We start from the raw sequence: 9,068 nt of genomic DNA, 5'->3' as shown, positions 1-9,068 counted from the left end.
GCTCCAAGCCCGTTTAATGCACTTTGTCTGTCAAATGCCCTATTTGGGACTGTCGACGGCCGTCATAGTGCGGCATCCACGGCGTACTCCGCCCGCAATTCACTCGCCACCCGCTTTGATGCTGGTAGACGCTTATTTGTTGAGCCGGGTCTCCCGTTCGCTCTCTTGGAGACGGACGGCTCCGTTGTCTTAGGCGTCTGTTCGCTTTGCGCCACGTTCACCGCATCCGGCTCGTCAGCCTCAGTGACTAGGCGAAGACCATCGAGGGGCGAGTCGGGGCCGGATCCTAAGGTCTTGCCCGGGTTATCCAGGAGTTTCTCGAAAGATGGGGACAACGGCTCTCGCGCCGCGTCGGGCACTTCGCCGGCTGTCGTGCGCGCGATGAGGGCGAGCCGTGCATCGGCTGGTCTCAATCCGGCTGCCTTCAGCAACGCCTGGCATTCGGTGGCCACGCTGGTAAGCGGAGGTCGATGCTCCGGGGCATGGGCCAGCATGGAGGAAATCAACGGTTTGAGATCCTCCGGCACATCGTCCAGGTTGGGCCGGATGTCGGGATTCGTCACCTGCATGGCGATGGCTTCCCAAGCCGTGCCGTCATACGGATAGTGGCAGGTTGCCGCGTACAGTAGGACAGTGCCGAGCGCGTACACATCCGCTGCGGCCGTTACCTTCGGGTTGCCGCCCGCCTGCTCCGGCGGCATGCAGCGCACGGTTCCGATAATCATGCCGCTGTGCGACAGGGACTCGTGTGCGGCGTCCATGAAGGCACTGAGGCCGAAGTCAATGATCATGGGGCCCTCTTTGCCCATGATGATGTTCTGGGGTTTGAGGTCCCGATGCAGCAGCTCGGCGGCATGCACTGCGGCCAGTCCCTCGGTGAGCAGCACGCCAAGACTGGCCACCAGCGGCGAGGGGAGGACACCGTCCTGGTTCACGCAGGCCAGGAGCGTGCGACCGGCTACGTATTCCATGGCCAGCCACGGCCTTTCGGCGAACGGTTCGGCGTCCAGGAAGCGCGCCACTCTGTTCGTGCCGATCACGGTACGTGCGATCAAGGCTTCCTTCTCGAAGCGAGCCCTCGTGTGGGGATCGAGCTTGTCGCTCCGGATGAGTTTCACTGCCACCGGATCGCCGCCGGGGGTGTATGCGAGGTAGACCTCTCCCATGCCGCCCGAGCCCAGTTCCTTGGCGACGGTGTATCGACCGATCCGCTCAGGTATCCCCGTCATTCGCGACTCCGCGCTCCTCCTATGCCTGCGTGATCATGGTGCGGGCAACCCGGCAAGCTTAATGGCTTTGATAAGTAGTTCATAGACTTCAGCGCCTTTTCTCAGCTGGGAGCCATCGGCCATGAACATGCCGCTTACGTTGAGTGGTGCGACATCATTCACATCGCACATCTCGTTGCTCAGCGTTACATGGCATAGCATCTGGAGTTACGTTCCTATTAGTCCGGTTTAATGCTTGCCATGCAGACGTATCCGAACGCGTGCTCTAAATCTTGTTCGGCTGTGCGGGCCTTCAGGCCGTATTCGCGAGCGATGGGGTTCCACATCTTGACGAAGGCCTTCTTGTGGCGCGTCGCCTCGTCGGAGTGGGCCAGGGCCGACCTGTAGGACGGTTCGGAGTCGTTGGTCTCCTGGCAGCCGGCATGGATGAGCCACCGCGCCCAGAGGGTGTAGTGGACGCTGGCCGTGAAGGAGGCATCAAGTGCCTCGTGGAGGCGGAGGCGGAGCTTTTCGCCACGCACCGCATGGCGTAGACGCCTGGCGTCAGCCCTTGTGCCGGCGGGCGACGGGGTCGTGCTCGGCGCTGATGCGGGCCGAGGTTTCCTCGCCCAGGTCTTCATTTCTCCGGCCATGGAAGGGGCCGCGCATCCACCGCCCGGCCAGGCAGTCCAGGGCCGACAAGATGCTGTTCCTGGTCGCGTCAATGGCCGCCTAGATGGAACGCGACCAGATCTCCGAGCGCACCATGGATGGCCTGGACGCCGTTCGCGCCGCCGGCCGGGTTGGGTGGCCGGGTCGGCGGCCGCCCGGCCACGGTGACCGACTGGCCGCCACGCGGGCCCGACGCGGACGTGGCCAGTCGGTCACCCAGATCGCCCGCGAGCTCGGCGTTGGCCGCTCGACGCTGTACGGGGCGCTGGAGAACGATGAGTCGGGCAGCGCGTGTTGAGGATTGGCGGGCATCCGAGGTTGTCGATCCCGGATCAATCGCCCAGAGTGCTGGCGGAGGCGTCCAGCGCTGAACCGGCTTGATCGGCCAAGGTGACAGCGACGAGGCCCGGCCTGGAGTGGCGGGATGTTCCCCGGAGTGGAGCTGAGCATATACCGCCCGTAGTAGCGGCCGTTGCCGATGACGCGCAGTTCGACCTCCGGGGTGGGCAGTCCCAGCCGCTCGACGTCCCAGCGTCTGCGGCCGGACACCACCGTGCCGTCCTGGCGGAGTTGTGGCGGGTGGCCGATCAGGCTGCCGTACTCGAAGCGGCAGCTCCGCAGGCCGAGGATCTCGACGAGCTGGTCGCGGACGTGCTCGACCACCGCGTGAGCTCCCGCGGAGGTCTGGGCGAGTTCGGCGGTCTCGTAGATGTGCTTGAGGTGGTCGGCGCTGGTGATGGTGACCACCCGCATGCGGCGGGCGTAGGCGGCCAGCTGGGAGACCGCCACGCCCACGACGAGCAGCAGAATCGCGGTCTGGACGTCTGCCGCCTTGGCGATGGCGAACTCCTGGTAGGGCCGGGTGAAGAAGAAGTCGAACCACACCGCCGCCGACAATGCCGCCACCGCCCCCGCCAGACGATTGCCGACCGCTGCCACGCCGACAACGACCACGACCAGGACAAGGGCCACACTCGTGTTCGGCAGGCTGTCACGCCATGGCAGCAGTACCACCGCGACGATCAGCGGCGCCACTAGCGCGGCCACCGACGCGATGAGATCCCTGCTCGGAAATCGGCGCACTCCTCCACCCCCTTAGAGCATCTCCCCAGGTCAACCTCCTACCCGGGGCCGATCCGAGGGAATCGGGCGAGCCTGATCGCCACGATAGAGGTCACCTCAACGATCGACGGCGGGGGCGCGCAACCGCGATCTCATGGCATGCGATCTCATGGCAAGGGGCCGGCACCGGTCGGGTCGTGCAGGATGAGCACGGTCAGCAGAACGATCCAGGCGATGACGGCGGCCACCAAGAGCCTGGGCGTGGAGTAGCGGCGGCGCGGTTTGTCGAAGGGGTTCACAGCCAGCCGCTCCTGCGTAGCAGCCGGTGCACGATGATCACCGCGATGACCATGACGGTCAGGCTCAACGGGTAGCCCAGCAGCCAGTGCAGCTCGGGCATGTAGTCGAAGTTCATGCCGTAGATCCCGGCGATCATCGTGGGCACCGCGATGAGGGCCGCCCACGAGGAGATCTTGCGCATGTCGGCGTTCTGCTGCATCGCCGCCTGGCTCTGCTCCCGCCCCACCAAGGCGAGGTGCGCGCTCAGCACGCTGGTCAGCAGCTCGTTACGCTCATCCACCTGAGCGTCTACCCGCAGCAGATGATCCAGCACGTCGCGAAAGCGCTCCCGGTTGGCCGAGCACAGCTCCACCCGGCCCTTGACGATCTCCTCCAGCACCGGCACCAGCGGATCCTGGGCGGTGCGGAACTCCAGCACCTCCCGCTTGAGCCGGTAGATGTCCTCGGTGACGTCGGCGGTGACGTCGGCGGTGACGTCGGCAGTGACATCTGCGGCGACGCCGGTGCGCCCACCGCTGAACACCTGGTGCTCCAGTGCGATCAGGTCGCTCTCGATCTCGTGGCTGATGCGGCCGTAGTCGTCGACGACCTCATCGCAGATCGCGTACAGCACGCCGGCGGGCCCGGAGGCCAGCAGCTCGGGATCGGCTTCCAGCCGGCGGCGCACCGAGGCCAGCGGGGCCGCCTGCCCGTGCCGGACACTGATCATGAAATCCTTGCCCAGGAACAGATTGATCTCGCCGACCTCGACATCGGAGCGGTCCTTGTCGTACAGCAGCGGCTTGAGCACCACGAACAGCGTGTCGTCGTAGCGCTCCAGCTTGGCCCGCTGATGAGCGTGGATGGCGTCCTCGACCGCCAGCGGATGCAGCTGCACCTCGCTGGTGATCAGGTCGAACTCCTCCTGCGTCGGCTCGTGCAACCCGATCCACAAGAAGCAGTCGCCCCGGGCCCGCGCGGCACCGAACGCGTCGCTGATGTCGCCGGTGATCGTCTCACGTACACCGTTGCAGTAGATCGCCTGGTCCACAATCACAGGCCGTATTGTCGCGTACCCGGACAATCGACCGCCTCCGGTCTTCGGAATTCCACCGGCCTACTGTGCCGCTTCCCTTCTTCTTTCAACGGAGCACGGCGCAGCCGCTCAGGGCGTCAGCCCCAGCTCGCGTAACCGGGTGGGCCGCAGGGCCCCCATCTCGCTCCGAAGACCGCGCCACCCTAGCGATCAGTTGCCAGCCCGCGGTGTGTTTCTGGCGTACTCCGGCCGCACCCGTGATAACACCGGTCGTCCGCGTACTCGGTGACGGGCCCCTCGCCGATGCCGTCGGCGAGGGGGCCGGTCTGGCGGGATGCGGTGCCTTCATTCAGAGCTTCATACCGGACGGGTGGAGAAGGTCTGAGCCGTCCTCAGACCCCGCCACGGCACACGCTGCGAGACGTTTCGGTGGCACGCTAAGAATCGGTGCTTGGGCTTGCGATCCCTAACTTCGGTGAAAGCGATGCCTACCAGTCGGCGACGGCTCTGAAGGCCCGAATGTCGGTGGTTCGGGCGTGCTCCCAGGAGTCCAGGTGGTACGCGTCGGGGATCTTGCTCAGCGGATGATGAGAGCGCAGGGAGCACACGATCAACTCGGTGTCTTCGAGCGAACGCGGCCAGTCCCGCGGGGCGGACACATTGCTGTCCTTCCGGAAGGGGTTCTCAGCCACGATGGCGGTGACCCACTTGCTCGGTGTATGTGGGCATTCCGGCGACTCGTCGCGACGAGAGGCGTACTCGGGCGGATCACCCGGAAACGGGTCCGCGGACACGAGGTAGCCGGTTGGCTTCAGCGGCACGTTGTTCTCTGCGCGGCGCCGGATGACGGCCCGGGCGGTAAGGGGGCGGTAGTAGCCGGTGGCGATGGCATCGAACTGCTCGAACAAGTGCCGGAGTGGCTGATTGTCTACAGGTATTCCCGGGAGTTGGAAGGACACGTTGCAGTGGCTAACCATGCGGGAAGCATGATTGGCGATATCAGCGGCCAGGGTGTAGAAGCCTCCGCCTTGGCAGACGTCGAAGTACGTCACCTGTTCTGTATGGTGGGCGTGTTGTAGGCCTTCGCAGCGCTCTCTCCACGCGCGGAGTGCGTTAAGGAATTCGCGGGCGCCTACGCCGTGCCAGTTCAAGGTGGCCTGCTGGATACTCCAATTTGGCCTGGAGGTCATCCAGCCCAAGGAGTCGAACGCGTGCAGAAGGTCGGCGAGGCCGTTCTCGTCGAGGGCCCTGACAGGCAGGTCTAAACTGACGCCGCTGCCGTCCGCAGGCACCCAGTCCACGTCGGGTAGGTCTTGAACGAAAACGAGTTCGGCGTAGCCGCCTCCCGACGTGACGTATGGCAGCGGGGTCAGGTCCGTGCTGAGTAGCGTGAGGTCGGAAGCTGACAAGTCAGTGGACGGCCGGCGCCGACGACGATGCCGGTTTCCCACAGGCAGGTGGACGCGACCGTGGGTGACTAGGGTCTCCCATTTGGTCCACAGAAGATGGGCCAACGTCTCCGGCGCTTGCAGCACCTGCATCAGCTCTTCTTCGCCAAGCAGAAGGACAGGCTCCCTGCCTCGGTATTGGGTAACCTGCTCACGGACGGTGGCGGTGAAGCCTGACACGCTGACGATCACGCCGATGACGGCGGCCGAGGCTGCCCGCTCCAGCCGAGATCGCACTGCGTCGAAGACGTCCACGCCGGCAGGGGTGTTTTCCCACTTGGCCTCGATCAGGTACCACCGATCCCCGTAGCTGGCTACCAGGTCCGTCTGCCGCGGACGGGCGATGCCAGCGTTGCGGTGGACGCGAAAGTGTGCCTGCTGGAATAGTCGCTCCAGAAGTTCTTCCAGTTGCTGCCCACGTTGGTGCGCGTTCGGACTGGACCGTAGCCGCTGGAACTCCGTCGGAAGCAGCGACTCCCATCCCATAGCAGTCCATCCTTACTGGGCCGTGCGCCGAGGCCTCGATGGGCTCAGCTGGTGAGTTTGAACAAGAACAAAGCCATGCCTCCAAGTCCTTCGACACCGACCGCAGCCAAGAGAAGGCACAGTGACATCATGGCGAGGATCTGGACTCCTGGGGGTGATTATCGGAGGCCCGCCAGTCAGAGACCGAACCTCGGGGACACCGAGCAGGTGCGGAAAGAAGTTAGGCCCGTCTCACCCGACTCCAGGCGAAGGGTGCGTTCGAGCGCCAGCGGGAGCGCATCTTGCCAGGCTAGGTGGCGTAGATGGCGGCAACGATGTCCCGGGCGAGGGCCAGGCTGGAAGCGGCCACGAACTTCTGTCGTGTGTCCATGGCCTTGTTGATATCGGCGATGCTTCCGAACTGGTAGTCCAAGGGTCTGGGATCGCCTTCGAGGTCGAGAACTACGCCGCCCGCAGCATCGAGGATGTAGTGCCCGGGGGCCAAATCCCAGACGGCGAAACCTTTGGCGAACTCAATGGTGGCGTCGGTGAGGCCCGCCGCGACGTGGCACAGGCTGATGGACCCGAAGTCGACTCCGACGCGGCCGCGAACGGCGCCGTCCGCCGAAGGCTGGTTGAGCGCGTCGAGCAGGCGGGTCTGGCGTCCGAGCGGCTGGAGTCGTTCGGCAGGCTTCATCAGGTAGTTCGTGATCAGGGCCTCGCGCAGTTCTGCGAAGCGGCGCACCTTCAGCTCGTGTGCCTTGCCGTCTTGTGTGTAGACGAACGCCTGGTCGTTGCCGTCCTCGTCGCGGGCCGCGAGATACATCTGGAGATGGTGGAAGATGTCGCCCACCACCGCGGCGATGGGCCGGGCAAGGCTGCGGGAGTACACCATCACGTGCGTGTAGCCGTAGAGGGCGCGAACGGCCAGCTCGCTGGTGTCAAGGGGATCGACCAGGACGCACAGATCCGGCTCTGGGTCGGCTCCGATGACTTGAGGGTCGGCCTCTTCCGAGGCATAGATGTACGAGGGAAGGATCGGGCTCAGAAGCTCTCGGTAGCGCTCATGCATCCACAGATCGTGGGCGGACAGGAAGTTGTCGGAGTGGCGCAGGTTGGTGGCCTCTGATCGTTCACCCGAGAGCGCGGCCTGGATCAGGCGTGGCCGGATCTCTCCGATCACCTGAGCGACCAGTTCGGCGAGACTCTGGGCGAGGCCGGGGAGGGCGGGAGAGGTTGTCACGACGGGACCTCCGTACTGTTAGCGCAGCTCCAGCGGCGGTTCGATTCCTGGTGGGCTCATCGTCGCGGCGATGAACACCGCCTTGAAGCTTGCCGCTCGCATGATGCCCGCGCCGGTCAGATCGTCGAAATCGCTGACTTCGAGCTTCCCCTTGGTCATGGCTCCGAACACCGCGAAATAGATCTGCGCGCCGGGATAGCGGTCCCGGATCTCGCGTGAGATGAATCCGACCACATCGGCATGTTTGACCTCAAAGTCGCACAACACGATCTCTGGAGCGTCTGGCAACTCCGGGAAGATGGAGGCTGTGTCGAGGCTGATGAATTCGCGGCTCTTGTTGCATTTGAGGTAGCCGATGGGGCAGCGTCCGAATTGGGCGGAGGCGAGGAAGGTAGCCATGACCAGGCCGGCCTCGTTGATCCCGAAACAGGCGTCTACATCGGTACGGCGCCCGAGGTTTTTGATCTGGTGGATGAGGCGCTCGATGCCGTAGCCGAAGGACGCCCAGGTGAGGTTGAGGAGCTGGCCGGGGGCAGGGTTGGGCAGGGAGTAGACAAGCCTGTCGGGAGTGCCGAATTCGACGGTAGGGGCCGCGATGATGAAGTCCTGGCCTATGGCGTTGGATTCGGCCGGTGTCGTTCTGGCGGTTGTGCTGCCTGTCCCTGCTGTTGCCGGCGCTGTGGCCGGTGGTGGGGGAGTGGACTGGGTGGTGGCGTACCTTTTCAGGGCGAGTTGGTCTTCCACTGCCAACCGCTCGTACGCTTCGGCGACCAGATCACTGGGAGAGATGTCCTCCTCGGCCACCCCGGTGGGGCCGCCTCCGTAGGCGGCGGCGAGGATCAGCAGGCTGGTGAAGCTGGGAGCCGATCCGGACCTGCTGCGTTCTCGGGCCCAGGTTTCCCATGCGTTGATGGATGTACCGCCCAGGCTGGTCTGGTGGCCGGTCATCTGGTTGTACCGTACAGCGGCCTGATCCTGGGAAAGACCGCAGGCATACCGGTGTGCCTGAAGGCTGCAAATGAGCGGATAGCGCCGCATTAGTTCCGTTGCTGCCTTTTTGACCGATCTCGACTCCAGCCACAACTCATTCCCGATTCGTGCCAATCTGCGGCCTCGTGCCTGTGGGCTCGAATCCTGGCCCTGTCTCGACATTTGACTTCCCTCCTCCCGGAAGCGCCATCAGATTACCCATCCGCATGGGCAATGGCTTGCGCTACCGGAAATGGGCAGGTGAGGGCCGCCCAGAGACCAGGGCGATTGCAGACTTACTCCGAGGTGTAAGGGATTCGCACCGCTGGCTACCGTCATTGTCGTCGGCAAGCAACCGCTCCGGAGATCCGCAATGACAAAGCATGACAGAGAAGCCTCGAACCCCAACCGCCTCGCCGTTCGCAGAGTAGCCCGGTCGACCACGGTCCAAATGTGCGATCTGATCGACCCTGAGGACATTGCGACGATGGGCCCCAGGTACTGGCTTGATCTCCTGCACCACATCCGGACCGACACGCTCCGCCCCAGGCTGGATGGTGAGAACCTGCTCATCGAGATCCACGACCCGGCAGGGGTCTGTCCAGTGAACGGTGTGATTCGATCTTGATTTGTTCTATCGGGTGGTCAAGGTCAGGCGGCCTTCGAAGGTGATGGCGAAGGCGTTC

At 64.3% G+C, this 9,068-nt stretch carries 11 protein-coding genes and 1 pseudogene; 2 read left to right on the top strand and 10 right to left on the bottom strand.

Going from position 1 to position 9,068, the window contains the following annotated elements; translation table 11 throughout:
- Positions 1-62: 62 nt before the first annotated feature.
- The 4 genes from AB0J46_RS11460 to AB0J46_RS11445 are packed head-to-tail and all read right to left on the bottom strand — an operon-like array spanning position 63 to position 1,910.
- Positions 63-1,229 (bottom strand): serine/threonine-protein kinase, encoded by a 1,167-nt coding sequence (locus tag AB0J46_RS11460; protein WP_364329675.1) that lies wholly within the window; start codon positions 1,227-1,229, stop codon positions 63-65.
- Between the two features lie 33 nt (positions 1,230-1,262).
- On the bottom strand, positions 1,263-1,391 hold the full coding sequence (locus tag AB0J46_RS11455) for a hypothetical protein (RefSeq protein ID WP_364329672.1): 129 nt from the start codon (positions 1,389-1,391) through the stop codon (positions 1,263-1,265).
- A gap of 56 nt (positions 1,392-1,447) precedes the next feature.
- Positions 1,448-1,750 carry a hypothetical protein gene (locus tag AB0J46_RS11450; RefSeq protein WP_364329669.1) on the bottom strand — a complete coding sequence of 101 codons (303 nt, stop codon included), beginning with the start codon at positions 1,748-1,750 and terminating at the stop codon, positions 1,448-1,450.
- Positions 1,751-1,772: 22 nt separating this feature from the next.
- Entirely contained in the window at positions 1,773-1,910 is a 138-nt protein-coding gene (locus tag AB0J46_RS11445) for a hypothetical protein (RefSeq protein WP_364329666.1), read from the bottom strand.
- A gap of 34 nt (positions 1,911-1,944) precedes the next feature.
- Between AB0J46_RS11445 and AB0J46_RS11440 the strand changes: the two genes are divergently transcribed.
- The gene (locus AB0J46_RS11440; RefSeq protein ID WP_364330937.1) at positions 1,945-2,178 is read left to right on the top strand and encodes a helix-turn-helix domain-containing protein; all 234 of its coding nucleotides are present in this window, start codon (positions 1,945-1,947) and stop codon (positions 2,176-2,178) included.
- 512 nt (positions 2,179-2,690) lie between these two features.
- Here AB0J46_RS11440 and AB0J46_RS11435 read toward each other — a convergent pair.
- From AB0J46_RS11435 to AB0J46_RS11410, 6 genes and pseudogenes are all read right to left on the bottom strand, one after another.
- Positions 2,691-2,894: pseudogene (locus AB0J46_RS11435) on the bottom strand (DUF4118 domain-containing protein); the annotation flags it as partial.
- 215 nt (positions 2,895-3,109) lie between these two features.
- Positions 3,110-3,241: a hypothetical protein gene (locus AB0J46_RS11430; protein ID WP_364329663.1), complete on the bottom strand. Its 132-nt coding sequence runs from the start codon at positions 3,239-3,241 to the stop codon at positions 3,110-3,112.
- Positions 3,238-4,278: a magnesium and cobalt transport protein CorA gene (locus AB0J46_RS11425; RefSeq protein ID WP_364329660.1), complete on the bottom strand. Its 1,041-nt coding sequence runs from the start codon at positions 4,276-4,278 to the stop codon at positions 3,238-3,240. The genes AB0J46_RS11430 and AB0J46_RS11425 overlap by 4 nt, the downstream gene beginning before the upstream one ends.
- A gap of 467 nt (positions 4,279-4,745) precedes the next feature.
- Complete coding sequence (locus AB0J46_RS11420; protein WP_364329657.1) at positions 4,746-6,191, bottom strand: restriction endonuclease; 1,446 nt, start codon at positions 6,189-6,191, stop codon at positions 4,746-4,748.
- A gap of 289 nt (positions 6,192-6,480) precedes the next feature.
- Positions 6,481-7,413, bottom strand: coding sequence for an inositol monophosphatase family protein (locus tag AB0J46_RS11415; RefSeq protein WP_364329654.1), 933 nt, complete (start codon positions 7,411-7,413; stop codon positions 6,481-6,483).
- A gap of 18 nt (positions 7,414-7,431) precedes the next feature.
- On the bottom strand, positions 7,432-8,361 hold the full coding sequence (locus AB0J46_RS11410; RefSeq protein ID WP_364329652.1) for a hypothetical protein: 930 nt from the start codon (positions 8,359-8,361) through the stop codon (positions 7,432-7,434).
- Positions 8,362-8,755: 394 nt separating this feature from the next.
- Here AB0J46_RS11410 and AB0J46_RS11405 point away from each other — a divergent pair, with 394 nt between their 5' ends.
- On the top strand, positions 8,756-9,010 hold the full coding sequence (locus AB0J46_RS11405; protein WP_364329649.1) for a hypothetical protein: 255 nt from the start codon (positions 8,756-8,758) through the stop codon (positions 9,008-9,010).
- Positions 9,011-9,068: the final 58 nt, after the last annotated feature.

The sequence above is a fragment of the Nonomuraea sp. NPDC049758 genome (assembly GCF_040674635.1).
Lineage (GTDB): Bacteria > Actinomycetota > Actinomycetes > Streptosporangiales > Streptosporangiaceae > Nonomuraea.
This window is presented reverse-complemented; position numbering and strand designations above follow the sequence as displayed.

Excerpts from the sequence above, each read along its gene's own strand:
- AB0J46_RS11460 (WP_364329675.1), bottom strand. The coding sequence starts at position 1,229 with ATGACGGGGATACCTGAGCGGATCGGTCGATACACCGTCGCCAAGGAA.
- AB0J46_RS11440 (WP_364330937.1), top strand. The coding sequence starts at position 1,945 with ATGGAACGCGACCAGATCTCCGAGCGCACCATGGATGGCCTGGACGCC.
- AB0J46_RS11420 (WP_364329657.1), bottom strand. The coding sequence starts at position 6,191 with ATGGGATGGGAGTCGCTGCTTCCGACGGAGTTCCAGCGGCTACGGTCC.
- AB0J46_RS11410 (WP_364329652.1), bottom strand. The coding sequence starts at position 8,361 with ATGACCGGCCACCAGACCAGCCTGGGCGGTACATCCATCAACGCATGG.
- AB0J46_RS11405 (WP_364329649.1), top strand. The coding sequence starts at position 8,756 with ATGACAAAGCATGACAGAGAAGCCTCGAACCCCAACCGCCTCGCCGTT.